This window comes from Microbacterium sp. 22179, from assembly GCF_052045715.1.
Taxonomy (GTDB): domain Bacteria; phylum Actinomycetota; class Actinomycetes; order Actinomycetales; family Microbacteriaceae; genus Microbacterium; species Microbacterium galbinum.
Genome location: NZ_JBQEPJ010000002.1, coordinates 75,868 through 101,674 on the forward strand (window position 1 = coordinate 75,868; position 25,807 = coordinate 101,674).

Sequence of the window (25,807 nt, forward strand, 5' to 3'; positions counted from 1 at the left end):
CCCAGGTACGCGAAAGGCGCCCCACCGAGGTGGGGCGCCTTTCGCGTCGTCCGCTCAGGAGATGTTGAACAGGTGCATCGCCCGGCTCGCGTCCGTGATGCTGCTGGACAGCGAGGGGTACGCCGCGAAGACGCGCGAGACCTGATCGACCGTGAGGCGCCGCTCGACGGCGATCGCGATCGGGTAGATCAGCTCGGAGGCCTTCGGGGCGACGATCACGCCGCCGATGACGGTTCCCGACCCCTTGCGGGCGATGAGCTTCACGAAGCCGTCCTTGATGCCCATCATCTTCGCGCGCGGGTTCGCCGCCAGCGGGAGCTTGTAGACCATGCCGTCGGCCACGCCGTCCTCGACGTCCTTCTCGGAGTACCCGACGGTCGCGATCTCGGGCGCGGTGAAGATGTTCGAGGTGATCTTGATCTGCTCGAGCGGGATCACGATGTCGCCGAGAGCGTGGAAGACGGCCGTACGGCCCTGCATCGACGCGACGGAAGCCAGGGGGAAGAAGTTCGTGCAGTCGCCCACCGCGTAGATGTTGGGCACTGAGGTGCGCGCCACGCGGTTCACCCGGATGTGCCCCTGCTCGGTGAGCTCCACGCCCGCCTCGGCCAGGCCGATGTCGGCGGTGTTGGGGATGGATCCGACCGCCATGAGGCAGTGGCTGCCGTCGACGGTGCGGCCGTCGGAGAGCGTGACGGTGACGCCGTCCTTCGTGGTCTCGACCTTGTCTGCGCGGGCCTTCGAGAGCACGGTCATGCCACCGCGCTTGAAGACCTTCTCGAGCACGCGGGCGGCATCCTGGTCCTCACCGGGAAGCACCTGGTCGCGACTGGAGACGAGCGTCACCTTCGCACCGAGGTTCATGTACGCGGAGGCGAACTCGGCACCGGTGACACCCGAGCCGACCACGATCAGGTGCTCCGGGAGGGACTTCATGTCGTACAGCTGCGTCCACGTGAGGATCCGTCGGCCGTCGGGCTTGGCGGAGTCCAGCTCGCGGGGAGCCGCGCCGACCGCCACCACGATGGTGTCGGCCTCCACGCGGTCGAAGTCGGTGCCGCCCTGACCGGTCGAGACGACGATCGCGTCGGAACCCTCCAGCCGCCCGTGACCAGAGAGGATGCGCACACCCGCTTCGAGGAGAGTCGCCCGCATGTCCTCCGACTGCTGCCCGGCGAGGGCCATCAGTCGCTTGTTGACGGCGGCGAGGTTGATCGCGATCTCGGGCTTGAGCGGCTTGCCCTTCTCGCCCTTCGCGTAGAACTGCACACCGAGGTCGCTCGCCTCGGAGATCGCGACCGCGGCATCGGCCGTCGCGATCAGACTCTTCGACGGCACGACGTCGGTGAGGACTGCCGCACCGCCCACGCCGACGCGCTCGACCAGGGTCACCTCGGCTCCGAGCTGAGCGGCAGCCAGGGCCGCCTCGTAACCGCCGGGACCGCCGCCGAGGACGGCGACGCGCTGAGTGCGCTCGAAAGGGGTGGAAGACATGAAAGCCATTCTTCCGCAATCTTGGCAGCCGAGCCGTCACCTTCCTAGAGTGGAGCCTATGTCCGAGACTCACAGCAACCCCCTGGACGACCCGAACGCCAACCCGTTCGAGGTCGCCGCCACCGCCGCCGCCGACATCGCCCGGCTGACCGGCGTCGAGAAGCACGACATCGCGCTCACGCTCGGCAGCGGTTGGGGCAAGGCCGCCGACATCATCGGCGAGACCGTCGCGACCATCCCCGCGACCGAGGTCACCGGCTTCTCCAAGCCCGCGCTCGAGGGCCACGTCGGCACCCTGCGCAGCATCCGCACCCCCGACGGCAAGAACGTCCTCGTCATCGGCGCGCGCACCCACTACTACGAGGACCACGGCGTCCGTCGTGTCGTGCACAGCGTGCGCACGGCGGCCGCGACCGGCGCCAAGATCATGGTGCTCACGAACGGCGCCGGCGGCATCCGCGAGACCTGGACGCCCGGCCAGCCTGTGCTCATCAGCGACCACATCAACCTCACCGCCGACTCCCCGCTCGAGGGCGCCACCTTCGTCGACCTCACCGATCTGTACGCGAAGCGCCTGCGCGACATCGCCCGCAGCGTCGACCCGAGCCTCGACGAGGGCGTCTACACGCAGTTCCGCGGCCCGCACTACGAGACGCCGGCCGAGGTGCAGATGGCGAAGGTCATCGGCGGGCACATCGTCGGCATGTCGACCGCTCTCGAGGCGATCGCCGCCCGCGAGGCGGGCATGGAGGTGCTCGGCTTCTCGCTGATCACGAACCTCGCCGCCGGCATCCAGAAGACGCCCCTCAGCCACGCCGAGGTGATCGAGGCCGGCCGCGAGGCGGAGCCGGTGATCTCGGCCCTCCTCGCCCGAGTGGTCGAGGCGCTGTGAGCGAGGAGCGGCTCGCCCAGGCACGCGCCTGGATGCGCCAGGACCCCGACCACGAGACCCGCGACCAGCTCGCCGGGATCATCACGCGCGCGGCGAGCGGCGAGGAGGCGGCGCTCGCCGACCTCGACGACCGCTTCGGCGCCCGCCTGGCCTTCGGAACGGCGGGTCTGCGCGGCGAACTCGGGGCCGGGAGCAACCGCATGAACCGGGTGCTCGTGACGCAGGCCGCCGCGGGCTTCGCGGCGTACCTGCGCGAGCGCTCGGGAGGCGCGACGCCGACCGTGGTGATCGGCTACGACGGACGCCGCAACTCGCGGGTGTTCGCCACGGACTCCGCCGAGATCTTCGCCGGCGCGGGGCTGCGTGCCGTGCTGCTCCCCCGTCTGCTGCCCACACCGGTGCTCGCGTTCGCGGTGCGCCACCTCGGCGCGGATGCCGGGGTCATGGTGACCGCGAGCCACAACCCGCCGAACGACAACGGCTACAAGGTCTACCTCGGCGGTGCCGACGAGGGCTCGCAGATCGTCGCCCCGGCGGATGCCGAGATCGCGGCGTCCATCCAGCGCATCGCGGATGCCGGCAGCATCGCCGATCTCCCCCGCTCGACCTCCTACGAGGTCGCGGGCGAGGACGTCGTCGATGCGTACGTGGCCGCCACCGCCGCGGTCGCCCCCGCTCCCGCGGGCGCATCGGGCCTGCGCTGGGTGTACACGGCGATGCACGGCGTCGGGTGGGAGACCTTCGCGCGCATCGTGACCGCCGCAGGGTACCCGCGGCCCGCCGTCGTCGGCGAACAGCTCGCGCCGGACGCGACCTTCCGCACGGTCTCCTTCCCGAATCCGGAGGAGCCGGGAGCGATGGACCTCGCGTTCGCGCGCGCCCGTCGTACGAACGCGGACTTCATCCTCGCCAACGACCCGGACGCCGACCGCCTCGCCGTCGCCATCCCCGACGACACGACCCCCGAGGGCTGGCGTCGTCTGACCGGCAACGAGGTCGGCCTGCTCCTGGGCGCCCGCGCCGCGCGCGCCGCCGCCGGTACGCCCGGCGCAGCGCTCGCGTGCTCACTGGTGTCGTCGCCGGGCCTCGGCGCGATCGCCGCGCACCACGGCCTCGACTTCCACGAGACGCTCACGGGGTTCAAATGGATCTCCCGTGCGCCCGGCATCGTCTTCGGTTTCGAGGAGGCCCTCGGCTATCTCGTGAACCCCGAGACGGTGCGCGACAAGGACGGCATCTCCGCGGCCGTCGCGATCCTCGGCCTCGCCGCCGAGGCCCGCGACCGCGGCGCATCGATCGCGGATCTGCTCGCGGAACTCGGCGACACCTACGGGCATTTCTCGAGCGGGCAGGTCTCGATCCGCGTCGACGATCTCTCGATCATCGGGCGCGTCATGCTGGCCCTGCGCACGCTGCCCCCGGTCCAGATCGCCGGCCGCCCGGTCGCCTCGGCCGAGGACCTTCTGCACGCAGGCGCGGGTCGGCCCTCGGGCGATGTGCTGCGCTACCGGCTCGACGACGGCTCACGGGTGATCGTGCGCCCGAGCGGTACCGAGCCCAAGCTCAAGGTGTACATCGACGCCGCGGGTGGCTCGGCCGACGAAGCCCGCGCAGCGGTCGCCGAGATCGAGACCGGCGTGCGGGAACTCCTCGACGAGCGCTCCTGATCGCTCACGACGGCGCGTGGCCCCTCGGGGCCGCGCGCCGTCGGCATACCCGGATACGATCGGATCATGCCGACCCGCCACGTCATCGTCAGCGCGCACAACGGAGTGCATGCCCGACCCGTCGCCGAGATCGTCCGTCTCGTGCAGGCGCACGGGGCACCGGTCACCCTGCGCACCTCGGACGGGACGACCGTCGATCTGCGCAGCGTGCTGGCCGTGATGGACCTCGCGCTCGGCACGGGCGATGCCGTCGAGCTGCAGACCGCGGCGGGTCCGGGTGCCGATGAGCTGCTCGACGAGCTGGCGGCCGTCCTCGCGCCGGCGAGCTGACCCCGCTCTGCTGTCTGCGGTGATGACGGCGAGGCCGTTCAGCCGTCGATGACGGCGACGAGTTCGTCGAGGAAGGCCTCGAAGGTCGTTCCCCGGCGCACGATCCGCTGCACGCTCTCGCGCTCGCTGAAGACCTCGACGAGCTGCTCGAACACGGTCTGGAACGCCGCGCGATCGCCCTCGCTGAAGGCGGCGAGCGCGACCACCTGCACCCGGCCGTCGGCCCAGGCGGCCGAGCCGTCGGCGACGCCGATCGCGATGGCCGTGCGCGTCGCGGTCATCTGCAGCGCATGCGGTACGGCGAGTGCATCGGTGAACGCGGTCGACGACATCCGCTCGCGCACGATGGTGTTCTCGACGTAGTCCTCCCCGATGACGCCGGTGTCCACGAGCAGTCCCCCGAGGCGTCGGATGATCGCCTCCTCGCCCTCGTCGGGGAGCGGGTGCACGAAGGCATCGGCATCGAAGTACTGGGCGAGCTCCTCGCGCAGGTGCGTGAGCCGGCGACCGCGGCGGATGCGACCGGCGGCCTGCTGCACGCGCTCGACGTCGGAGTCGGTGAAGAACGGATGGATGCGCACGAAGCGGTCGCCGGTGAGGGCGGGCTCGATCGTGCTGAGCACGAGGTCGGTGTCGAACGACGACCAGTCCGGGTCGACGCTGGTCACCACGCTCGTGACCTCGATCGCCGAGCCGAGCGACCGGTCGACGCTCGATCGCAGCAGCTCGTGCAGCTCGTAGTACCCCGGGCAGACGATGGTGGCGGTGAGGATCGTCGCGGCCTTGCGGCTGCGTTCGAGCCGTCCGCCGACGTGCATGGCGATGTAGGCGATCTCGTCGTCGTGGATCGGGGTGCCGAGGCGGTCGTGCAGCCCCGAGGCGATCGACACCGCGACCTCGAAGATCATGGGATAGGAGGTCTTCAGCGAACGTGTGAGCGGATTGCGGGCGAAGGCCTGGCCCTGCGCACGCCGGAGCAGGTTCTGCACGTGCAGCGAGAGGCGGAGCACGAACGAGTCCTCGACGAGGTCGACGTCGTACTCGGCCGCAGCCCGGGCGAGCTCGGCGCGCACCGCGTCTTCGACCCCGGCCTCCACACCGCTGCGGGCGACCTCCCGCGTCGCCTCCTCGCCGGGAGCGACGACCCGGGTGAGCACGAGCGAGGCGAGGTGCCGGCTGTCGCCCTCCCCCAGCTCGACGCCGAAGTGCTCGGTCGCCAGGCGTGAGATCGTCTCCCCCACCCGGGGGATCTCGTCGTGCGCTCCGGTCGGCACGCCCGCGATCGCGTAGCCCGCGGCGACGCGGTCCGTCGCGATCGCGATGTGCAGGAGCACGTCCGAGATCGCGAGCTCGTTGACGAAGTAGCCGAGCGTGCCGAGTTCGCGCACGAGCGCCGACTTGAACGGGCCGACCGCCTCGGCAGACATCCCCGTGCCGGCGAGCGCGCGGCGGAACGTCTCGGGATGGAACGACGCGGCATCCATCTCGTCATGGGCGAGGCGCGAGATCAGCCGGCGCTGCTCCTCCTCGGTGCCCTGCAGGCGCACGATCTCGCGATCGCGCTCGAGCACGAGGTCCGTGCCGTCGAGGAGGCTGCGGACACGGGCGAGATCGGACTCGAGGGTCGCCTCGCTCACGTGCATCCGGTCGGCGGTCGCGTAGATGTCGATGCCGTCGGGCTCGTCGAGGAGCATCCGCACCACGGCGTGCAGGCGATCGCGTGGAGCGGACTCGCCACCCGACCGCGCGCGCAGCGCATCGCGCGCAGCGGGCCCCGCCCGATAGCCCGCGGGACCGGACTCCACGGCGTCGCCGCCAACGCGGGCGTTGAGGGCGGCGACGTACGAGCGGATGCTGCGGGGCGTCACCCCGACCAGATCGGCGAGGCTGGCAGCGGTCGCCCACGATCCCCGACGCAGCAGAGCGGTGAGGATCTGGTCCTGGCGCTGGCGCGACATGATCCTCCCTCTGCTCGTCGTACGTGCGCGACTTCTCTGTGCGCCGCCCTCCCATGATGTCAGGCCGCGGCCGGAGCAGGGGCCGGAAGCGGGGTTCCGCAGGGGCGGAAAGGATCCTGTTGGCACCCCACCCCCGGTCTTTCACAGACTGTTCTCAGGAAGGTGGAATCGATGAGGATCCTCATTGTGTGCGGCGCGGGTGCGTCGAGCACGTTCGTCGCACAGCGACTGCGGCGCGCCGCATCCGACGCGGGTCTCGAATGGGATGCCGTCGCCGGAGTGGAGTCCTCCGTCTTCCCCGGCGCACAGGATGCGCTCCTCGTCGGCCCGCACCTCGCGGACCGGGTGGACGCCCTGCGCGCGAGCGCCGGGGTTCCCGTCGCCCTCCTGCCCGCCGACATCTTCGCCGACCGCGACGGGGAACGGACGCTCGCTCTGGTGCGCGCGCTGCTCGCCGCGGAGACCACCCCGAAAGGAACACCATGACCGTTTCACGCACCGTTCGGATCGGCTCCTCCCACGGGCTGCACGCGCGCCCCGCGAAGCTCTTCGCGCAGGCCGCCAAGGAGGCGGGCATCCCCGTCACGATCGCCAAGGACTCCGGCAAGGCCGTCAACGCGGCCAGCATCCTCGGGGTCATCGCCCTGGCGATCGAGCACGGCGACTACGTCACCCTCACGGCCGACGGCGACAGCGCGGAGGGCGTGCTCGACACGCTCACCGAACTGCTGACCACCGACCACGACCAGGAATCCTGATGAGTGAGCTGCGCGGAGTCGGCATCGGGCTCGGCGTCGCGCAGGGCCCGGTCGTACGCATGACCGAGGCGCTGCCCGCGCCCGACCAGACGCCCAGCACCGTCGGCGCCGAGGCGGAGCGCGCCCGCGTGCGCGAGGCCGTGGCGGTCGTCGCCCAGGAGCTCACCGCCCGCGGCGAGGCGGCCGGCGGGTCGGCCCAGGAGGTGCTCGAAGCCCAGGCGATGATCGCCGAGGACCCGACGCTCCAGGACGAGGTCGACGAGCGTATCGACGCCGGCGCCACCGCCGAGTGGGCCGTGCACGACGCCTTCGCGGGATTCAAGGCCACGCTCGAGGCTGTCGGCGGCTATCTCGGCGAACGCGCCGCCGACCTCGACGACATCGCCCAGCGGGTGCTCGCCCGCCTGCGCGGCGTCGAGGCGCCCGGCGTGCCGAACCCGGGGCATCCGTTCGTCCTGGTCGCGCGCGATCTCGCGCCCGCCGACACCGCCCTGCTCGATCTCGACCAGGTGCTCGCGCTCATCACGAGCGATGGCGGCCCCACCTCGCACACCGCGATCCTCGCGCGTGAGAAGGGCATCGTCGCGATCGTCGGAGCGACCGAGGCAGCGGCTCTCGCGACCGGCACGACGGTCATCGTCGACGCCGCGGCGGGCATCGTCACCGCCGATCCCGCACAGGACGCCCTCGACCGCGCCGCCCAGCGCGCCGCGGAGCGCGCCTCCGCCGACGCCGCACCCGCGACGCCGGGAGCGCTGGCCGACGGCACGGCGATCCCACTGCTGGCGAACCTCGGCAAGCCCGCGGATGCCGCGGACGCCGTCGAGCGCGGCGCCGAGGGCGTGGGGCTCTTCCGCACCGAGTTCCTGTTCCTCTCGGCCACGCAGGCGCCCACGATCGCTCAGCAGCGCGAGTCGTATCGCGAGCTGCTCGCCGCGTTCCCGGGCAAGAAGGTCGTCGTGCGCATGCTCGACGCGGGCGCCGACAAGCCCCTCGCCTTCCTCAACGACGCCCACGAGGAGAACCCGGCACTCGGGCTCCGGGGCCTGCGCTCCCTGCGCGCGAGCGAGGACATCCTGCGCGAGCAGCTCACGGCCCTCGCCGAGGCGGATGCCGCCACCTCCGCCGACCTGTGGGTCATGGCGCCGATGGTCACGACCGTCGAGGAGACCGCGTACTTCACCGGCCTCGCCCGCGAATACGGGCTGAAGACCGCCGGCGTCATGGTCGAGGTGCCGGCGAGCGCGCTGCTCGCCGACCGGGTGCTCGCACACGCGGACTTCGCCTCGATCGGCACCAACGACCTGACGCAGTACACGATGGCGGCCGATCGTCTGCTCGGATCGGTCGCGAGCTTCCAGGACCCCTGGCACCCCGCTGTCCTGCGCCTCGTGCGCGAGGTCGGGGCCGCAGGTTCTCGCCTGGGCAAGCCCGTCGGCATCTGCGGTGAGGCCGCCGCCGATCCCCTCCTCGCCGTCGTGCTCGTGGGCCTCGGCGCCACGAGCCTCTCGATGGCTCCCGCAGCGCTGGCGGACGTCCGCCACGCGCTCTCCGAACGCACGCTCGACGAGGCCCGTAACCTCGCCGAGCTCGCACTGGCGGCGGACGACGCCGCCGGTGCACGCCTGGCCGTGGTGGAAGCATCCACGGCCCTCCCTCCTCACCAGAAAGAGACGACATCATGACGACGACGTCACCAGCCCCCGCGAAGGCGAACGGGCTCCGAACGGGCGTGCAGCGTTTCGGCACGTTCCTCTCCGGCATGATCATGCCTAATATCGCGGCGTTCATCGCGTGGGGCTTCATCACCATGCTGTTCATCCCGGCCGGGTTCTTCGGCGCCAAGAGCCCCTTCGGCTGGCATTGGGCTCCGGTGGCCGAGATCATCGGCGGCGGCGGAGACTCCGCCGTCATCGGATGGCAGGGGGCCATGACGGCGGTCGCCGAGGGCGCCGACGGCAACATCTTCGCCTACGTCGGTCTGGTCGGACCGATGGTCACGTACCTTCTGCCGCTCCTCATCGCTAACACCGCGGGCCGCATGGTCTACGGCGAGCGCGGTGGCGTCGTGGCGACCATCGCCACCATGGGTGTCATCGTCGGAACCAACATCCCGATGTTCCTCGGTGCGATGATCATGGGCCCGATCGCGGCCTGGATCACGAAGCAGATGGACAAGCTGTGGGACGGCAAGATCCGCCCCGGCTTCGAGATGCTCGTCAACAACTTCTCGGCCGGAATCCTCGGCATGATCCTCGCGATCGTCGGCTTCTTCGCCTTCGGCCCGGTCATGCTCGGCATCAGCGCCGTGCTCGGCGCGGCGGTCGACTGGCTCGTCTCGCTCAACCTGCTGCCCCTGGTCTCGATCATCGTCGAGCCGGCGAAGGTGCTGTTCCTCAACAACGCCATCAACCACGGCGTCTTCACCCCGCTCGGCATCGAGCAGGCCGCCGAAACGGGCAAGTCGATCCTCTTCCTCATCGAGGCGAACCCCGGCCCCGGCCTCGGTCTGCTGCTCGCCTTCACCTTCTTCGGTGTCGGCGCGGCGAAGGCCTCGGCTCCGGGCGCGGCCGTCATCCAGTTCTTCGGTGGTATCCACGAGATCTACTTCCCGTACGCGCTCAGCAAGCCGACCACCATCCTCGCCCTCATCGCGGGTGGTGCGGCCGGTGTCACGACGAACATGCTCCTCGGCGGCGGTCTCGGCTTCCCGGCCGCGCCGGGAAGCATCATCGCCGTCACCGCCGGAGCGATCGGCTCGGGCGTCGGCAACCTCGTCGTCGTCTACCTGTCGGTGCTCATCGCCGCGGCCGTGACCTTCCTCATCACGGCCGTCATCCTGCGGGCCTCCCGCAAGCGCGACCTCGAGGCAGAGGGCGACACCTTCGGCGCCGCGATCGCACAGACCGAGGCCAACAAGGGCAAGTCCTCCGCTGCGATGGACGCGCTGCGCACCTCGAGCGGCGCAGCCGCCGGTGGCACGGCCGTCGCGACCGATCGCCGCATCGAGAACGTGGTGTTCGCGTGCGACGCCGGTATGGGTTCCTCCGCCATGGGCGCGAGCGTCCTGCGCAACAAGTTCAAGAAGGCGGGCGTCGAAGGCGTCACGGTCACCAACCAGGCGATCGCGAACCTCGACGGAACGGCCGATCTCGTGATCACGCAGCAGCAGCTGACCGATCGCGCGAAGGCCCAGTCGCCGAACTCCCTGCACGTATCGGTCGACAACTTCATGAATTCCCCGAAGTATGAAGAGGTCGTCGAGATGGTGCGCGCCCAGCGCGACACCGACGCGTGACACAACCCGGTGGGCGGATGCTGCGGCATCCGCCCACCGGACCATTCTCAGAAAGGAATCATCATGAGCGTTCTCACCCTCGACCAGATCCGGATCCACCCGGGATCGGCGACGCAGGAGGAGGCCCTGCAGGAGGCGACCGACATCCTGGTCTCGGTGGGCGCCGTGACCCCGGCCTACGTCGACGCGATGCGTCAGCGCGAGGAGACGGTCTCGACCTTCATGGGCAACGGTCTCGCGATCCCTCACGGCACCAACGAGACCAAGGACGCGATCCTCGCCTCGGCCCTCTCCGTCGTGCGCTACGACGGCGGCGTGGACTGGGCGGGCGAGCCGGCGACGTTCGTGATCGGCATCGCCGGACGCGGCGACGAGCACCTCGAGATCCTCTCGCAGATCGCGATCCTGTTCTCCGACGAGGACGACGTCGCGAAGCTGACGGCGGCGCAGACCCCCGACGAGCTCTTCGCCCTGCTCTCGGCGGTGAACGAGGGATGAAGGCCGTCCAGTTCGGCGCCGGCAACATCGGCCGCGGGTTCGTGGGCCTCCTGCTCCACGAGGGCGGCTACGAGGTCGTCTTCTCCGATGTGGCGGATGCGCTCGTCGATGCGATCAACGCGGTCGACGCGTACACGGTGCACGAGGTCGGCCCGGGGGGCGTCGATCGCACCGTGACCGGGTTCCGGGCCGTCAACAGCAAGACCGATCCGGATGCCGCGGCCGACGAGGTCGCCACGGCCGACGTCGTGACCTGCGCGGTCGGCCCGACCGTCCTGCGTTTCATCGCACCGACGATCGTCGCGGGTCTCACCCGCCGCTCCCCCGACGCCGCGCCGCTGGTGATCATGGCGTGCGAGAACGCGATCGGCGCGACCGATCTGCTCCGCGCCGAGATCGAGAGCGCCGCGGGCGCCGACGCGCGCGAGCTGCTCGCGAAGGCCGTGTTCGCGAACACCGCCGTTGACCGCATCGTCCCGGCCCAGCCCGAGGGTGCGGGCGTCGACGTCACGGTCGAGCCGTACTTCGAGTGGACGATCGAGCAGGGTCCGTTCGGCGGCTCGCTGCCGAACATCCCCGGCGCGCACTTCGTCGACGACCTCGCCCCGTACATCGAGCGCAAGCTGTTCACCGTCAACACCGGTCACGCGGCCACCGCGTACTTCGGCGCCCGCGCCGGCATCGACCGGATCTCCGACGCCCTCGCCGATCCGCAGATCGCTGCAGCGGTCGGCGCGGCCCTCGAGGAGACCTCGGCGGTGCTCGCCGCGACCCACGGGCTCGACCCGGCCGATCTGGCCGAGTACCGCGCGACCATCCTCGAGCGCTTCCGCAATCCGGCGCTCGTCGACACCGTGCAGCGCGTCGGACGCCAGCCGCTGCGCAAGATCTCGCGGCACGAGCGGTTCATCGGACCGGCCGCCGCCGCAGCCGAGCACGGCCTGTCGACGGACGCGCTCGTGGCGGCGATCGCCGCGACCCTCGAGTTCGAGAATGCCGACGACACCCAGGCCGTCGAGCTGCGCCAGCTGCTCGGCGCGCTCGACGCGCAGACGTTCACGACGCGCACGACGGGGCTGGAGCCGCAGCATCCGCTCTTCGCCGCCGTCGAGGCTGTCGTGGCCGCCCGGCAGGATGCCCTCCGCGCCGCCTGACCCATCGATCGCGGACGCCCCCGCACCCCGATACGATCGGGGTGCGGGGGCGTTTTCGGTACACGGACGTGCGGGGGCAACATGGACACCTATGCCGTGATCGGCGCGGGGCCGTCGGGCCTGGCCGCCGTCCGCGCTCTGCGGAAGCGCGGCATCCCCGTCGATGGCTACGAGGCCTCGCACGGCGTCGGCGGTCTCTGGGACATCTCCAATCCGCGCAGCACGATGTACGAGTCGGCGCACCTCATCTCGTCGCGCACGACGACCGAGTTCCGCGAGTTCCCGATGCGATCGACGGTCGACTATCCGGGGCACGCGGCGCTGCTCGAGTACTTCCGGGAGTACGCCGATCACTTCGGTCTCACCGAGCTCTTCCGCTTCGACACGCGCGTCACCCGGCTCGACCCCCGCGACGACGGCGGTTGGGACCTGACGAGCGTCGGCCCGGACGGCGAGCGCACGCACCGGTACGCCGGCGTCGTGCTCGCGAACGGCACGCTCGCCGAGCCGAACGTCCCCACCTTCCCGGGCGAATTCACCGGCGAGGTGCTGCACACGAGCGCCTACTCCTCCCCCACGCAGCTCGCGGGACGCCGGGTGCTCATCATCGGCGCCGGCAATTCGGGCTGCGACATCGCAGTGGATGCCGTGCACCACGCCGACGCGATCGACATGAGCGTGCGTCGCGGCTACTACTTCGTTCCGCGCTACCTCTTCGGTCGCCCGAGCGACACCCTGAACCAGGGCCGTCCGCTGCCCGCCCGGCTCAAGCAGGCCCTCGACTCCCGCGTGCTGCGCGCATTCACCGGCGACCCCGTGCGGTTCGGCTTCCCGAAGCCCGACTACCGCATCTACGAGTCGCACCCGATCGTGAACACCATGGTGCTCAATCACCTCGGCCAGGGCGATCTGCGCGTCCGGCTCGACGTCGACCGCTTCGACGGCTCGACAGTGCACTTCCGCGACGGATCGTCCGGCGAGTACGACCTGGTGCTCCTCGCGACCGGCTACCGACTCGATTATCCGTTCGTCGATCCCGCGCACCTGAACTGGCGCGGCGCCTCCCCCCGGCTCTTCCTGCACGTGTTCCCGTCGTCGTTCAACGGGCTGTTCGTGATGGGCATGATCGAGGCATCCGGGATCGGCTGGCAGGGCCGTTACGAGCAGGCGGAGCTCCTCGCCGCGTATCTCGACGCGGCGGAGCGGGACCCGGCCCGCGCGGCGCGGTTCCGCGCGAGGGTGACCGATTCCGCCTGGCCCGACCTCACCGGCGGGTATCACTACCTGGGCCTCGACCGCATGGCCTACTACGTCAACAAGGACGCCTACCGCGGCGCTGTCCGGCGCGAGCAGCGGGCTCTCGCGCAGCCCGCGTGAGCGGTGCTCCCCCGCATCGCGCGTACCCTGGAGAGGTGCAGAAGAAGCGTGGCCGGCGCGTCCTGAAGTGGACGCTGTGGAGCATCCTGATCCTCGTCCTCCTCGGCGCCGGCGGCATCGTCGCCTGGAGCCAGATCGGTGTGATGGGGGCGGAGAAGGCACCCCTCGCCGCCGTGCGCGAGAACCCCGCGGTCACGGTCGACGACGCGGAGCAGGGCATCGTCCTGGCGCCCGCCGACGGGGATTCCGAGATCGGTCTCGTCTTCGTGCCCGGCGCGAAGGTCGACCCCTGGGCGTACGCCGCGATCCTGCAGGGCGTCGCCGAGGAGGGGGTCACGGTCGTGATCACGCGCCCCTGGCTGAACCTCGCCTTCTTCGACCCGCGCCCCCTCGACTCCTTCACCTCCGCCGCGCCCGACGTCGACGTGTGGGCCGTGGGCGGCCACTCCCTGGGCGGCGTGCGCGCCTGCCAGCTCGCGGCGGATGCCGACGCCCTCGTGCTCTTCGGCTCGTACTGCGCCAACGATCTGTCCGGCACCGATCTCGCGGTGCTCAGCCTCGCCGGCTCCGAGGACGGCCTCTCGACGCCCGCGAAGATCTCGGATGCGCGCGGAAACCTGCCCGCCGATGCCGACCTCGTCGAGATCGACGGCGCCTCGCACGCCTCGTTCGGGGACTACGGCCCGCAGGCCGGCGACGGCACGCCGTCGATCTCCGACGAAGAGATGCACGCCACGGTCACCGAACTCCTCGGTGCGTTCCTCTCCGAGGACGCGCTGGCCGCCGCGGGCTGAGCGCGGAGGTCAGCCGATCCGCGAGATCAGCGACTCGAGGCCCATGCCGTAGTCGATGCGCACGACCGGCAGCGCCAGCTTGTCGGTGCCGATCTCGACGTAACCCGGCTCGATGGTGCGCGCCATCTCGAAGCCGGCCTGGGTCACACCCTGCTTCGCCGTGTCGTTGTAGTGCCCGAACGGGTAGGCGATGACCTCGCGCACGCCCAGCACGTCGCCGGAGGTGTTGAGGTCGGCGGCGATCTCGTCGGCGGTCCAGTTCTCCATCCGGCCCCGACCGTTGGCACCGGCCTGATGCATGTCGTGCGTGTGCGAGCGGCGCAGCACGTACGGCGACGGCGGCGGGTCCTGCCGGTAGGCGGTGATCATGAACGACGTCGAGAGCAGCTTGTACTTGTCGACGACCGGCACGGCGAGGTCGAACCACGTCTGGTCAGCGTCGTCATCGGTGATGATGACGGAGCGCGCGGGAAGCGACAGCCGGCCGTCGATGAACGCACTCAGCTCGTCCCACGTGGGCAGGTAGAACCCGGTCGTCGCGATGTGGTTCATCTGCGCGTCGAAGTCGCCGATGTACGCGTAGTTCCCGCGCAGCCAGCCCGACTCCCCCTCGGGGTTCGGGGTGAACTGGTGGTACATGAGGATCGGCACCTGCACATCGGCCGCCGTGTTCGCCTCGGGCGTCGTCCACCCGCCGAACAGCTCGACCTCGTCATCCGTGCAGACGACCGCGTCCGCACCGTTGACGCGCGCCGCGACGTTCTGGGCCGCCGCGTCGTCGGCCGTGGCGTACCACCCGGCGAACACGCGACCGTCCTGCGCCGGGATCGGCAGGTACTGGTAGAGCGCGCCCTGCGACTGCACCTGCATGTCGAGCGCGATGCCCTCGCCCGTGAACGACACGGCGCACCCGTTCGGATCACCGGAGTCGGCGACGAGCTGCTGCGCCGCGGTCAGCGGGCGCTCGATCGGCGTCGCCTCGACGCGCGGGACGGGCTCCGGCTCGCGATTCATCCACGTGAAGGCGGCAGCGGCACCACCCGCCACGACCGCCACGGCGACGACCGCGCCGATCCAGATCCCCCGGCGTCTGCGCCGTGCCCGCGAACGGCTCCCCCGAGTCGTCATGGTCAGGCGTCGAAGCCTTCGGCGATCATCTCCACGAGCTCTTCGCGCTCCTCGACCGGGAGGAACGTCGCGGCCGCGGCATTGAACTGGAAGGTCTCGAGGTCGTCGAGGTCATACTCGAACGCCTCGACGAGAAGGGCGAGCTCACGGGTGAGCGAGGTCGCGCTCATGGTGCGGTTGTCGACGTTCACGGTGACGGCGAAGCCGAGCTGGTAGAGCAGATCGAACGGGTGATCGGCGAGCTCCGAACCCCAGGCGGCGACCGCCCCGGTCTGCAGGTTCGACGACGGCGACAGTTCGAGCGGGATCTCGCGGTCGCGGACCCAGCGAGCCACCTCGCCGAACTGCACCTGCACCTCATCGCCCTCGCGCGTGATGACCTCGAGGTCCTCGGCGATGCGCACGCCGTGCCCGAGCCGCAGAGCACGTCCGTCGAGCAGGGCGGAGCGGATCGAGTCGAGTCCGGCCGCCTCGCCGGCGTGCACCGTCACGGGGAAGAAGTTGTCGGCGAGGTAGTCGAAGGCCTCGCGATAGTTCGACGACGGGAAGCCGTCCTCGGGGCCCGCGGTGTCGAAGCCCACCACGCCGCGCCCGCGGAAGTCGACCGCGAGTTCCGCGATCTCACGGGCACGATCGTGCTGGCGCATCGCCGACAGCAGCTGGCCGACGCGGATGCTGTGACCCGCGGCGTCCGCGGCGTCCTCGCCCTCCTCGATCCCCTGCTGCACGGCCTCGACGACCTGCTCGAGGCTGAGGCCGCCCGCCAGGTGCTGCTCGGGCGCCCAGCGCACCTCGCCGTAGATCACGCCGTCCTTCGCCAGGTCCTGCACGAACTCCCGGGCCACCCGGGTCAACGCCTCCGGCGTCTGCATGACCGCGATCGTGAGGTCGAACGTCTTCAGGTACTCGACCAGCGAGCCCGAATCGCTCTGCTTCGCGAACCAGCGCCCGAGCGAGCGTGCATCGCTCTGCGGCAGCTCGATGCCCGCGGCATCCGCCAGCTCGACGATCGTCGCCGGACGCAGCGCGCCGTCGAGATGGTCGTGCAGCGACACCTTCGGCAGACTCCGCAGGGAGATCCCCTGGATCTTGACGTCGCCGTTCGCATCGATCGCCATGGGGATCCTCCAGTCGCAGAAAAGTGTGGCGGTGGTGACCGCCGTGTTCAGGGTAGCGGGCCGGAGGTCAGGCCGTGATGCGTTCGCGCACGATCGGTCCGCGCGCGGGCGCATCCGCTCCGATCTCCCACGCTCCCTCGAGCGCCTCGATCGCGCGCGGGAAGCGCGCCTCATCGGCCGCCGAGAGCGTGAACAGCGGCTGTCCGGCGACGACGCGGTCACCCGGCTTCGCGTGCAGGTCGATCCCCGCCTCGAAGATCACGGGGTCCTCTGCGCGCGCACGGCCGGCGCCGAGACGCCAGGCCGCGATGCCGAACGGCAGGGCGTCCATGCGGCTGACGACGCCGTCGGCGGGCGCCGTGACGACGTGGGTCTCGCGGGCGACCGGAAGCGCGGCATCCGGGTCGCCGTCCTGCGCGCGGATCATCGCCTTCCACTGATCCATCGCGCGCCCGTCGTCGAGAGCCGCCTCCACATCGGCATCCGGCTGACCGGCCAGCGCGAGCATCTCGCGGGCGAGCGCGATCGTGAGCTCGCGGACGTCGGCGGGACCTGCGCCGGCCAGGATCTCGACCGACTCGCGCACCTCGTTGGCATTGCCGATCGCGAAGCCGAGGGGCACGTTCATGTCGGTGAGCAGGGCCGTCGTCGCGACGCCCGAATCGGTGCCGAGCGCGACCATCGTGCGAGCGAGCTCGCGCGCACGATCGATGTCCTGCATGAAGGCGCCCGACCCGAACTTGACGTCGAGCACGAGGGCGTCCGTGCCCTCCGCGATCTTCTTCGACATGATGCTCGACGCGATCAGCGGGATCGCCTCGACCGTGCCGGTCACGTCGCGCAGCGCGTAGAGCTTCTTGTCGGCGGGGGCGAGACCGGAACCCGCCGCGCAGATCACCGCACCGACGTCGCCCTGCATCTGGGCGAACATCTCCTCGTTGCTGAGCGCCGCGCGCCAGCCGGGGATCGACTCGAGCTTGTCGAGCGTGCCGCCCGTGTGGCCCAGGCCGCGGCCGCTGAGCTGCGGCACCGCCACCCCGAACGCCGCGACCAGCGGAGCGAGCGGCAGCGTGATCTTGTCGCCCACGCCGCCCGTGGAGTGCTTGTCGACCGTCTTCTTGCCGAGGGCGGCGAAGCTCATCCGCTCCCCCGACGCGATCATCGCGTCGGTCAGCACACGGATCTCGTCGCGCTCCATGCCGCGCTGGAAGATCGCCATCGCGAACGAGGCCATCTGCGCGTCCGACACGTAGCCGCGCGTGTACGCGTCGACCATCCATCGCAGGGCGGGTTCCGGAACAGCTCCGCCATCGCGTTTCGCGCGGATGACGTCGACCGCGTCGTAGGGCTCCACCGTGCTCATCGTGCGTCCTCCAGGTCGCGGGGGCCGAACGCGTCCGGCAGTACTTCGTCGATCGTGCGGATGCCGGAGACGGTCTCGAGCAGCATTCCGGGCATCGCGTGCTCGAACAGCAGCTGACGGCAGCGGCCGCACGGCATGATCGTCTGCCCGTCGTTGTTCACGCACACGAAGGCGACGAGCTGGCCGCCGCCGGACATGTGCAGATCGCCGACGAGAGCGCACTCGGCGCACAGCGTGACGCCGTACGACGCGTTCTCGACGTTGCAGCCGGCGACGATGCGCCCGTCTCCCACCAGTGCCGCAGCCCCCACGCGGTAGCGCGAGTAGGGGGCGTAGGCCTTCTCCATGGCGGACGTGGCGACCTGACGCAGCTCGTCCCAGTCGATGTCTGTCATGTCTCTCCTAGGACTTGATGTACGGTTCGCCGTCGGCCGCGGGGGCCCGCGACTTCCCGACGAGGCCGGCGACCGCGAAGATCGTCACGACGTACGGCAGCATGAGCATGAACTGGCTCGGCACCGGGGATCCGATGACGCTGAGCACGCCCTGCAGGTTGGTGGCGAAGCCGAACAGCAGCGCCGCGAGTGTGGCCTTGATCGGGTCCCACTTACCGAAGATCACCGCGGCGAGGGCGATGAAGCCCGCGCCCGCCGTCATCTCCTGGTTGAAGCGCGGCACCGAGACGAGCGTGTAGAACGCGCCGCCCATGCCGGCGACGGCACCGGCGAGCAGGATCGCCCGGTAGCGGGTCGCCAGAACCTTGATGCCGACCGTGTCGGCCGCCTGCGGGTGCTCGCCGACCGCGCGCAGGCGCAGACCCCACCGGGTGCGGTACAGACCGAACCAGACGAGCGCGACCACGAAGAACATCAGGTAGACGATGAACGACTGGCGGAACAGGATCGGGCCGATGATCGGGATCTCGCTCAGCACGGGGATCGACACGGTGTCGAACGTGGCCGGGCTGTTGAGGGTCTCGGTGTTCGGGGCGAGCACCACGCGGAAGAGGAAGGTCGTCAGACCGATCACCAGCACGTTGAGCACGACACCGACGATGACCTGGTCGACGTAGTACGTGATCGTGAAGACGCCGAGCACGAGCGAGACGAGCATGCCCGCCCCCATCGCGGCGACCAGACCCGCCCACGGCGAACCGGTGATCGACGAGGCGATCGCCGCCGAGAAGGCACCCGCCAGCAGCTGCGCCTCGATCGCGATGTTCACGACACCGGCGCGCTCACCGATCACGCCGCCCAGGGCGCCGAAGATCAGGGGCGTGGCCAGGGCCAGCGCTCCCCCGAGCAGGCTGATCATGCGCAGCGTCTCACCGGCGGCGGCCCAGGCGAGGAAGCCCAGCAGGAGGGCCGCGACGTAGACGATCACCAACCACAACGGGATGCTGCGACGAGCGGATGCCCGCACGAACGCGAAGACGGTGACCGCGGCGAGCACCACGACGGCGACCCAGGCGGTCGCGTTCGCGGGCAGGATCACGTCCGGGATCGCGAAGAACGCGTCGGCCGAGGCCAGCCGGAAGGTCGTCTCCCCGTCGCGCGGGGCGAGCAACGGCAGGAGGGCGAACAGGACCGTGAAGATCCCGAAGATGATCGGCGCCTTCCACGAGGCGACGGCGACGGCGCGCGGCTCCTCGATCGCGACGGCGGCATTCGTGACGGCGCTCATGCCGACACCTCCTGCTTCTGCGACTTCTTGGCCGCTCGGGTCTTCTTGCGTGAGGGACGCCCGGGCTGCGGGAGACCGAACATCGCGCGCACCAGCGGGGGCGCGGCGATGAAGAGCACGATCAGCGACTGCACGACGAGCACGATCTCGATCGGGATGCCCTGCGAGGACTGCATCGTGAAGCCACCGGTCTTGAACGCCCCGAAGAGGAGTCCGGCGCCGAGGATGCCGATCGGCGAGGAGCGCCCGAGCAGAGCGACCGTGATGGCGTCGAAGCCGATGCCCGCGTCGATCGAACCGCCGAAACCGCTGGTCTCGGTGCCGAGGATCTGGCTGATGCCGGCGATGCCGATGAGGGCACCGGCGATGAGCATCACGACGAAGTACATCTTTCCGACATCGATGCCGGCGACGCGCGCGGCCGCCGGGTTCTCCCCGACCGCACGGAAGCGGAAGCCGAGCGAAGAGCGCTCGAGCAGCCACCAGGTGAAGGCGACGGCGGCGAGTGCCACGAGGAAGCCCCAGTGCAGCTTGTAGGAATCGCCGAGCAGCGACGGGAGCACCGCGGAGTCGGGCATCGGAGCCGTCTTCGGGTTGCTCGACCCCGGAGCCTGCAGGATGCCCTGCGTCGCCAGCATCCAGGCCAGCAGGTAGAAGGCGATGTGGTTGAGCATGATCGTCGTGATCACCTCGTGCGCGCCGGTGCGCGCCTTGAGCAGTCCGGCGATACCGGCCCACAGGGCCGCGGCGACCATACCGGCGATGACGGCGGCGATCAGGTGCAGCGGGAACGGCATGTCGATCTGCGTCGCGACGTATCCGCCGGCCGCGGCCGCCATGAGCATCTGCCCCTGACCACCGATGTTGAACAGCCCGGCACGGAACGCGAGGCCGACGCCGAGTCCGGCCGCGATCAGCGGCGTCGCGAACTTGAGCGTCTCGGTCAGCGGACGGATGCCGGTGGCGAAGTCGTCGGCGTTGAAGTTGTAGATCGCGCCGCGGAACAGCGCGGCGTACGCACCGCTGACGGCCTGCCAGACGGCGGCGATCATGTCACCGGGACGGGCGAAGAAGTACCCCGCCGTCTCCTGCACCTCTTCGTTCGTCGCCGCGATCATGATCGAGCCGACGACGACCGCGATCAGGACGGCGAGCACCGAGATGATCGCGTTGCCCGAGACGATCTGCTGGAACGCGACGCGCCACCGCGAGGGGGCCACGACGGTCTCCGGCTCGGCGAGCGGTCCCTTGGTCTCTACGACGCTCATGCGCTCTCTCCGTTCATGCCCGCCATCATCAGACCGAGCTGATCGCGGGGGGTGTTGCCGGGCACGATGCCGACGACGCGGCCGCGGTACATCACGAGGATCCGGTCGGCGAGGGCGGCGACCTCGTCGAGCTCGGTCGAGATCACGATCACCGGAACACCGGCATCGCGCGTGTCGATGATGCGCTTGTGGATGAACTCGATCGATCCGACGTCGACTCCGCGGGTCGGCTGCGCGGCGACGAACAGCGCGAGGTCGCGGCTGAGCTCGCGGGCGAGGACGACCTTCTGCTGGTTGCCGCCCGACAGACGGCCGGCGGCCTGCGCCGGTCCCTGCGTACGGATGTCGAACTCGGCGATCTTGGCGCGGGCGAACTCGTCGAGAGCACCACGGCGCACCGTTCCGGCGGAGACGAACTCCCCGCCGAACGACCGGTCGAGCATGAGGTTCTCCGAGATCGAGAACTCCTTGACGAGACCGTCGACGCTGCGGTCCTCGGGCACGAAGCCCACACCCGCGTCGAGGATCTGCCGTACGCTGCGTCCGACGAGCTCTTCGCCGTCGAGGCGGATGCTTCCGCGCACGTGGTCCTGCAGGCCGAGGATCGCCTCGGTGAGCTCGGTCTGGCCGTTGCCCTGCACACCGGCGATCGCGAGGACCTCTCCCCCGTGCACCTCGAAGCTCGCGTCGTCGACGAGCACGATGCCGGAGCGGTCGGTGACGGTGAGACCCTGCACGCTGAGACCGTTCTCGCGCAGCGTCGGGGCGTCCTTGTGGACGGTGAGCTCGACCGCGCGGCCGACCATGAGCGAGGCGAGTTCCTCGTTCGAGGCCGTGGGCGATGCCTCGCCGACGACCTTGCCGAGACGGATCACGGTGATGCGATCGGCGACCTCACGGACCTCGCGGAGCTTGTGGGTGATGAAGACGATCGACGTGCCCTGCGACTTGAGCTGGCGCATCGTCGCCATCAGCTCGTCGGTCTCCTGCGGGGTGAGCACGGCGGTCGGCTCGTCGAACACGAGCACCTTCGCCTCGCGCGACAGCGCCTTGATGATCTCGACGCGCTGCTGCACGCCGACCGGGAGGTCTTCGACGAGCGCGTCGGGGTCGACGGCGAATCCGAAGCGGTCCGAGATCTCGCGCACCTTCGCGCGAGCGGCCGCGAGGTCGAGACGACCTCCGAATCGGGTCTGCTCATGGCCGAGCATGACGTTCTCGGCGACGGTGAAGACGGGGATCAGCATGAAGTGCTGGTGCACCATGCCGATGCCGGCCGCCATGGCGTCGCCGGGTCCGTCGAAGTGCTGGACGACGTCGTCCAGCAGGATGTCTCCCTCGTCGGCCTGGTAGAGGCCGTAGAGAACGTTCATCAGCGTCGACTTCCCGGCGCCGTTCTCTCCGAGAAGACAGTGGATCTCACCCTCTTCGACGGTGAGATCGATGTGGTCGTTGGCTGTCAGCGCCCCGAATCTCTTCGTGATGCCGCGCAGTTCAAGCTTCATGTATTCGATCCTATTCAGCAGACCGGAGCGTCGGGAATGCCTCCCGACAGGACGGAACGGGGAGGCCGACGAGCGTCGGCCTCCCCGTTCTCAGTGAATCACTCGCTCAGGTAGGAGTTGACGGTGACGGTGCCGTCGATGATGTCCTGCTGCAGCTGGGTGACCTCGTCCTGCAGGCCGGCGTCGACCTTGTCGGCGAAGTTGTGGAGGTCGGCGATGCCGACGCCCTCGTTCTCCAGCGTGCCGATGTAGGTCTCCGGGTCGAACTCGCCCTTGCCGCTGGCGAGGACGGCCTCGTAGGTCGAGAGGTCCATGGCCTTGAGGACCGAGGTGAGCACGACATCCTCCGTGCTCGGGTCGGTCTCGAACAGGTCGGCGTCGGCGCCGATCAGGGCGACATCCTTACCGGACTCCTTGATGGCCTGCTGCGCCGACTGGTAGATCGGGCCGCCGACGGGGAAGATGACGTCGACGTCCTGGTCGAGAACGTTGACGGCGACCTGCTTGGCGTCCTGGTTGGCCTCGAAGCCACCCGTGAACGAGCCGGTCTTGCCGTCCCAACCGACGACCTGGACGTCGGTGCCCTTGACCTCGTTGTAGTGGTCGACGCCCTGCTTGAAGCCGTCCATGAAGATCGTGACGGTCGGGAACTCCATGCCACCGAAGGTGCCGACCTTGCCGGTCTTCGAGTAGCCGGCCGACAGGTAGCCCGCGAGGAAGGCGGCCTGGGCGGTGTCGTAGAGGAGCGGCTTGATGTTGTCCGCGTCCTTGGTTCCGTCGAAGTCGTTGTCGGCGGCGTCGTCGACGAGGATGAAGTCGACGTCCTCGTTGGCGGTGGCGGCCTCGACGGTCGCGGCCGAGAGGGCGAAGCCCACGGCGACGATCGCGTTGCAGCCCTCGTCGACGAGGTTCGTGATGTTGGGACCGTACTCGGTCTCGGCGTTGGACTGGACGTCCTTCAGCTTGACGCCGAGCTCATCGGCGGCCTTCGTGGCGCCCTCGAACGAGAGCTGGTTGAACGACTTGTCGTCGAAGCCGCCCATGTCGGAGACGATGCAGGGCAGGAAGTCGGGGGTGTCGCCGCCCGCGTCGCCGCCCGATTCGGCCGGTGCCTGGCCACAGCCGGCGAGAGCGAAGATGACGCTCGCGGCGACGGTCGCGCCGAGAAGCTTCTTGGTGGTGGAGATGGTCAACTCAGTGCCTCCCTGAACGGAACCGCGTCCCTCGCGGATCGATCAAAGTTACCTACTGTTTCACCCTTTTCGCATACCGGCGGCCCTGGGTCCGGTGAATCTTTACAAACTCGAAACCTGGAGCGCCGATGAGCACGATGCGCTGCTCATCAGAGCACATCGCCCCGTCCCGTGAGTTTGAGCGACTCCACGACACCCTTCACCCGCTGCGCATGCTCGACCGTCGTGACCAGCAGCGCATCGGGCGTATCGACCACCACGATGTCCTGAACGCCCACCAGGCTGATCACCCGCGAGGTCTGACTCACGAGAATTCCGCTCGCGGCATCCGACAGCACCCGGGCGTGCGGCCCGAGGACCGCGAGATCGTTCTTGCGCCCGTTCGTGATGAGCTTCGTGAGCGAGGCGAAGTCCCCCACGTCGTCCCAGTCGAAGTGGCCCGGAACCACGGCGAGGCGCCCGCGGCGCGCGGCCGGCTCGGCCACGGCGTAGTCGATCGCGATCTTCTTCAGACGCGGCCAGATCCGATCGACCGCGGGACCGCGGGCCTCGCGGTCGTCCCAGGCCTCGGCCAGCTCCTGCAGTCCCGCGTGCAGCTCGGGCTCGTTCGCCGCGAGCTCGTCGAGCAGCACGCTCGCCTTCGCGATGAACATCCCCGCGTTCCACAGGTAGCCGCGGTCGGCGAGGTATCCCTTCGCCGTCTCGAGGTCGGGCTTCTCGACGAAGGTGTCGACCAGCGCCGCCTCGCGCGCGCCGTCGACCACGAGCTCGGCGCCCATCTTGATGTAACCGAATCCGACGGCCGGCTCCGTGGGTGAGATGCCGATGGTGCAGATGTAGCCCTCGCGGGCGACCTCCACGGCATCCCGCACCGCGAACTCGAACACGCGCGTACCGCGGATGACGTGATCGGCGCTGAACGACCCGATGATCACGTCGGGGTCGCGGCGGTGGAGGATGGCGGCGGCGAGGCCGATCGCAGCTGCGGACTCCCGCGGCTCGGATTCGAGGAAGACGTTCAGATCGGCGATGCCCGGCAGCTGCTCCTCGACCGCGGCGCGGTGAGCGCGACCGGTGACGACGGCGATTCGATCGGGGCCCGCGAGGGGGACGAGCCGGTCCCAGGTGTCGCGCAGCAGCGAGTGGCCCGACCCGGTGAGGTCGTGCAGGAACTTCGGTGCATCCGCTCGGGACAGCGGCCACAGCCGGCTGCCGATTCCGCCCGCGGGGATCACGGCGTAGAAGTCTTCGATCGGTTGCGTCATGCCGCCAGGGTATCCCGGGGCGATCGCAGACTCCCGGTGCTGCTCAAGAACGCCTCAAGACCGGCCGGAGTTAGGTTCCCCTTCGTCGCCCCCCGCTGGAAGACGGGAATAGGATGGACACCGATCGGGCGTGCCTGGCGGCATGCGACCGACGCACATCGATCCAGGGAGGACGACCGTGTCCACGAGCGCTCGCTTGACACCGTCGATTTCGGAAACCACGTCCAAGACCCCCCGCGGCACCCTCTACCGGGGTCGCGAAGGCATGTGGTCGTGGGTGCTTCACCGCATCACCGGAGTCGCCATCTTCTTCTTCCTGTTGGTGCACGTGCTCGACACGGCGCTGATCAGGGTCTCACCCGAGGCGTACAACGCCGTCATCGGCACCTACAAGAACCCGATCATGGCGATCGGCGAGGTCGTCCTGGTCGCGGGCATCGTGTTCCACGCGATGAACGGACTGCGCATCATCGCCGTCGACTTCTGGTCGAAGGGCGCCAAGTACCAGCGACAGCTCTTCTGGGGCGTGCTGCTGGTGTGGGGCGTCATCATGGCCGGTTTCGTGCCGCGACACCTCATGCTCGCGTTCGCCGGATTCACGGGGGGTGGACACTGATGTCCTCGCAGACCATCGCAGCGCCGGCCCGTCGCCGCCGCGGATTCAACCTCGAGAAGTGGGGCTGGATCTTCATGCGCGCCTCGGGCATCGTGCTCGTCGTGCTGATCTTCGGCCACCTCTTCATCAACCTCATGGTCGGCGAGGGCATCCACGCCCTGGACTTCGCGTTCATCGCCGGCAAGTTCGCGACCCCGTTCTGGCAGTGGTGGGACGTGCTGATGCTGTGGCTCGCGCTGATCCACGGCGCGAACGGCATGCGCACGATCGTGAACGACTACGTCACGAACAACACCGCCCGCAAGGCGCTCATCTGGGCACTCGGCCTCGCCGCCGGACTGCTGATCCTGCTCGGCACGCTCGTCGTGTTCACGTTCGACCCCTGCTTGGGCGTGACCGAGTCGAGCACGCTGTGGGATTCGTGCCAGTCGCTGGGCAACTAAAGAAG

General features: G+C 69.7%; 24 protein-coding genes. 13 read left to right on the forward strand and 11 right to left on the reverse strand.

The window, feature by feature from the left end:
* Positions 1-54 precede the first annotated feature (54 nt).
* Complete coding sequence (locus tag ACTJKK_RS05440) at positions 55-1,503, reverse strand: NAD(P)H-quinone dehydrogenase (protein WP_440747249.1); 1,449 nt, start codon at positions 1,501-1,503, stop codon at positions 55-57.
* Positions 1,504-1,552: 49 nt separating this feature from the next.
* Between ACTJKK_RS05440 and ACTJKK_RS05445 the strand changes: the two genes are divergently transcribed.
* The 3 genes from ACTJKK_RS05445 (at position 1,553) to ACTJKK_RS05455 (ending at position 4,383) form a co-directional block, all read left to right on the forward strand.
* Positions 1,553-2,386, forward strand: coding sequence for a purine-nucleoside phosphorylase (locus ACTJKK_RS05445; protein ID WP_440747250.1), 834 nt, complete (start codon positions 1,553-1,555; stop codon positions 2,384-2,386).
* On the forward strand, positions 2,383-4,053 hold the full coding sequence (locus ACTJKK_RS05450) for a phospho-sugar mutase (RefSeq protein WP_440747251.1): 1,671 nt from the start codon (positions 2,383-2,385) through the stop codon (positions 4,051-4,053). Before ACTJKK_RS05445 ends, ACTJKK_RS05450 begins: the two co-directional genes overlap by 4 nt.
* A gap of 66 nt (positions 4,054-4,119) precedes the next feature.
* On the forward strand, positions 4,120-4,383 hold the full coding sequence (locus ACTJKK_RS05455; RefSeq protein ID WP_247624818.1) for an HPr family phosphocarrier protein: 264 nt from the start codon (positions 4,120-4,122) through the stop codon (positions 4,381-4,383).
* Positions 4,384-4,421: 38 nt separating this feature from the next.
* On the opposite strand, the gene ACTJKK_RS05460 is transcribed toward ACTJKK_RS05455, so the two are convergent.
* Positions 4,422-6,341 (reverse strand): BglG family transcription antiterminator, encoded by a 1,920-nt coding sequence (locus tag ACTJKK_RS05460; RefSeq protein ID WP_440747252.1) that lies wholly within the window; start codon positions 6,339-6,341, stop codon positions 4,422-4,424.
* A 171-nt stretch (positions 6,342-6,512) separates the two neighbouring features.
* On the opposite strand from ACTJKK_RS05460, the gene ACTJKK_RS05465 reads away from it, so the two are divergent.
* The 8 genes from ACTJKK_RS05465 (at position 6,513) to ACTJKK_RS05500 (ending at position 14,220) form a co-directional block, all read left to right on the forward strand.
* On the forward strand, positions 6,513-6,827 hold the full coding sequence (locus tag ACTJKK_RS05465; protein ID WP_247624820.1) for a PTS sugar transporter subunit IIB: 315 nt from the start codon (positions 6,513-6,515) through the stop codon (positions 6,825-6,827).
* Entirely contained in the window at positions 6,824-7,099 is a 276-nt protein-coding gene (locus ACTJKK_RS05470; protein ID WP_247624821.1) for an HPr family phosphocarrier protein, read from the forward strand. Before ACTJKK_RS05465 ends, ACTJKK_RS05470 begins: the two co-directional genes overlap by 4 nt.
* On the forward strand, positions 7,099-8,784 hold the full coding sequence (ptsP, locus tag ACTJKK_RS05475; protein WP_440747253.1) for a phosphoenolpyruvate--protein phosphotransferase: 1,686 nt from the start codon (positions 7,099-7,101) through the stop codon (positions 8,782-8,784). Before ACTJKK_RS05470 ends, ptsP begins: the two co-directional genes overlap by 1 nt.
* Positions 8,781-10,397, forward strand: a complete 1,617-nt coding sequence (locus tag ACTJKK_RS05480; RefSeq protein WP_440747254.1) for a PTS mannitol transporter subunit IICB — start codon at positions 8,781-8,783, stop codon at positions 10,395-10,397. The genes ptsP and ACTJKK_RS05480 overlap by 4 nt, the downstream gene beginning before the upstream one ends.
* Before the next feature lie 63 nt (positions 10,398-10,460).
* On the forward strand, positions 10,461-10,895 hold the full coding sequence (locus tag ACTJKK_RS05485) for a PTS sugar transporter subunit IIA (RefSeq protein ID WP_247624824.1): 435 nt from the start codon (positions 10,461-10,463) through the stop codon (positions 10,893-10,895).
* Positions 10,892-12,049, forward strand: coding sequence for a mannitol-1-phosphate 5-dehydrogenase (locus tag ACTJKK_RS05490; protein ID WP_440747255.1), 1,158 nt, complete (start codon positions 10,892-10,894; stop codon positions 12,047-12,049). Before ACTJKK_RS05485 ends, ACTJKK_RS05490 begins: the two co-directional genes overlap by 4 nt.
* Positions 12,050-12,130: 81 nt before the next feature.
* Positions 12,131-13,426, forward strand: a complete 1,296-nt coding sequence (locus ACTJKK_RS05495; RefSeq protein ID WP_440747256.1) for a flavin-containing monooxygenase — start codon at positions 12,131-12,133, stop codon at positions 13,424-13,426.
* Positions 13,427-13,461: 35 nt separating this feature from the next.
* Positions 13,462-14,220: an alpha/beta hydrolase gene (locus ACTJKK_RS05500; protein WP_440747257.1), complete on the forward strand. Its 759-nt coding sequence runs from the start codon at positions 13,462-13,464 to the stop codon at positions 14,218-14,220.
* A 9-nt stretch (positions 14,221-14,229) separates the two neighbouring features.
* On the opposite strand, the gene ACTJKK_RS05505 is transcribed toward ACTJKK_RS05500, so the two are convergent.
* The 9 genes from ACTJKK_RS05505 to ACTJKK_RS05545 all read right to left on the reverse strand — a co-directional run bounded on the left by ACTJKK_RS05505 (position 14,230) and on the right by ACTJKK_RS05545 (position 24,743).
* Complete coding sequence (locus ACTJKK_RS05505) at positions 14,230-15,348, reverse strand: polysaccharide deacetylase family protein (RefSeq protein ID WP_440747258.1); 1,119 nt, start codon at positions 15,346-15,348, stop codon at positions 14,230-14,232.
* A gap of 2 nt (positions 15,349-15,350) precedes the next feature.
* Positions 15,351-16,466 carry an adenosine deaminase gene (locus ACTJKK_RS05510; protein ID WP_247624829.1) on the reverse strand — a complete coding sequence of 372 codons (1,116 nt, stop codon included), beginning with the start codon at positions 16,464-16,466 and terminating at the stop codon, positions 15,351-15,353.
* A 67-nt stretch (positions 16,467-16,533) separates the two neighbouring features.
* Positions 16,534-17,829, reverse strand: a complete 1,296-nt coding sequence (locus ACTJKK_RS05515; protein ID WP_440747259.1) for a thymidine phosphorylase — start codon at positions 17,827-17,829, stop codon at positions 16,534-16,536.
* On the reverse strand, positions 17,826-18,224 hold the full coding sequence (locus ACTJKK_RS05520; protein ID WP_247624831.1) for a cytidine deaminase: 399 nt from the start codon (positions 18,222-18,224) through the stop codon (positions 17,826-17,828). The genes ACTJKK_RS05515 and ACTJKK_RS05520 overlap by 4 nt, the downstream gene beginning before the upstream one ends.
* A 7-nt stretch (positions 18,225-18,231) precedes the next feature.
* Positions 18,232-19,512, reverse strand: a complete 1,281-nt coding sequence (locus ACTJKK_RS05525; protein ID WP_440747260.1) for an ABC transporter permease — start codon at positions 19,510-19,512, stop codon at positions 18,232-18,234.
* Positions 19,509-20,780 carry an ABC transporter permease gene (locus ACTJKK_RS05530; RefSeq protein WP_440747261.1) on the reverse strand — a complete coding sequence of 424 codons (1,272 nt, stop codon included), beginning with the start codon at positions 20,778-20,780 and terminating at the stop codon, positions 19,509-19,511. Before ACTJKK_RS05530 ends, ACTJKK_RS05525 begins: the two co-directional genes overlap by 4 nt.
* A complete protein-coding gene (locus ACTJKK_RS05535) occupies positions 20,777-22,285 on the reverse strand; it encodes an ABC transporter ATP-binding protein (RefSeq protein ID WP_247956571.1) in 1,509 nt (502 codons plus the stop codon). Before ACTJKK_RS05535 ends, ACTJKK_RS05530 begins: the two co-directional genes overlap by 4 nt.
* A gap of 98 nt (positions 22,286-22,383) precedes the next feature.
* Positions 22,384-23,478 (reverse strand): BMP family lipoprotein, encoded by a 1,095-nt coding sequence (locus tag ACTJKK_RS05540; protein ID WP_247624835.1) that lies wholly within the window; start codon positions 23,476-23,478, stop codon positions 22,384-22,386.
* Between the two features lie 149 nt (positions 23,479-23,627).
* A complete protein-coding gene (locus ACTJKK_RS05545) occupies positions 23,628-24,743 on the reverse strand; it encodes a mannose-1-phosphate guanylyltransferase (RefSeq protein WP_440747262.1) in 1,116 nt (371 codons plus the stop codon).
* Between the two features lie 178 nt (positions 24,744-24,921).
* Between ACTJKK_RS05545 and sdhC the strand changes: the two genes are divergently transcribed.
* Together sdhC and ACTJKK_RS05555 are read left to right on the forward strand one after the other, a co-directional pair.
* Positions 24,922-25,359, forward strand: a complete 438-nt coding sequence (sdhC, locus tag ACTJKK_RS05550; RefSeq protein WP_440747263.1) for a succinate dehydrogenase, cytochrome b556 subunit — start codon at positions 24,922-24,924, stop codon at positions 25,357-25,359.
* Positions 25,359-25,802 carry a succinate dehydrogenase hydrophobic membrane anchor subunit gene (locus ACTJKK_RS05555; protein WP_247634316.1) on the forward strand — a complete coding sequence of 148 codons (444 nt, stop codon included), beginning with the start codon at positions 25,359-25,361 and terminating at the stop codon, positions 25,800-25,802. Before sdhC ends, ACTJKK_RS05555 begins: the two co-directional genes overlap by 1 nt.
* Positions 25,803-25,807: the final 5 nt, after the last annotated feature.